The organism is Streptomyces sp. NPDC017529, from assembly GCF_044329785.1.
Taxonomy (GTDB): Bacteria; Actinomycetota; Actinomycetes; order Streptomycetales; family Streptomycetaceae; genus Streptomyces.
The window spans coordinates 1-1,102 of record NZ_JBIRJY010000060.1; the positions used below are offsets into that span (position 1 = coordinate 1).

A 1,102-nucleotide genomic window follows, 5' to 3' on the forward strand; every position below is an offset into this window, starting at 1 on the left:
GGCCGTACGGACGACGCCGTCGAGGAGCTGGTCGGGTTCTTCGTGAACACGCTGGTGTTGCGGACGGACGTATCGGGCGACCCGACGTTCCGGGAAGTCGTAGGCCGGGTGCGCGAGGGCGCGCTCGCCGCGTACGCGCACCAGGACGTGCCGTTCGAGCGGCTGGTGGAGGTCCTCAACCCGACGCGCTCCCTGGCCCGGCACCCGCTGTTCCAGGTGATGCTCTCCTTCAACAACATCGACGACCGCGCCGCCCTCGACGCCATCGGCGAACTCCCCGGACTCACTGTCGACGTGGGGAGCCTTACGCACGAGACGGCACGGTTCGACCTGCTCTTCGGCTTCAACGAGCGGATGGCCGAGGACGGCGGCGCCCCGGTCCTGTCCGGGCGGGTGGAGTTCGCCACCGACCTGTTCGACCGGAAGAGCATCGAGCTGATGGCAGGGCGGCTGGTGCGGGTGCTGAGCGGCGCGGTCGCCGGACCGGACCGGCCGGTCGGCGCGCTGGAGGTGCTCGGCGAGGACGAGCGGCGCGACGTACTGGAGCTCTGGAACGACACGGCGCGCACGGTGCCGAAGGCCGGGCCGGCGGAGCTCTTCGAGGAGCAGGTCGCGCGTACGCCGGATGCCGTGGCGGTGGAGTTCGAAGGCGAGGCGCTGACGTACGGGGAGCTGAACGCGCGGGCCGGAAGCCTGGCCCGCCTCCTGGCGGACCGGGGCCTGGGCCCTGGCGACTTCGCCGGAGTGATGCTGCCGAGGTCGGCCGACCTGGTCGTGGCTCTGCTGGCGGTGCTCAAGACCGGTGCCGCCTATCTGCCGATCGATCCCGCTTACCCGGCCGACCGCATCGCCTCCATGTTCGAAGACGCGGAGCCGGCGCTGACGGTGACCGTCGAGGAACTGGCGGAGCGGCTGCCGGACGGCGCGGGTCGGGTGCTCATCGACCGGGACGCCTGGGAGACCCTGCCCGAAGCCGGCCTGCCGACGACGAACCGCTACGCGGAGAGCCCGGCGTATGTGATTTTCACGTCGGGTTCGACGGGGCGTCCGAAGGGTGTGGTGGTGGGTCAGCGTGCGTTGGTGAATTTGTTGGTGGGGATGC

At 70.8% G+C, this 1,102-nt stretch carries 1 protein-coding gene; it reads left to right on the forward strand.

The window, feature by feature from the left end; translation table 11 throughout:
* Positions 1–1,102 (forward strand): AMP-binding protein (locus ACH4K4_RS38700; protein WP_398175086.1); only part of this gene is annotated, 1,102 nt, incomplete at both ends.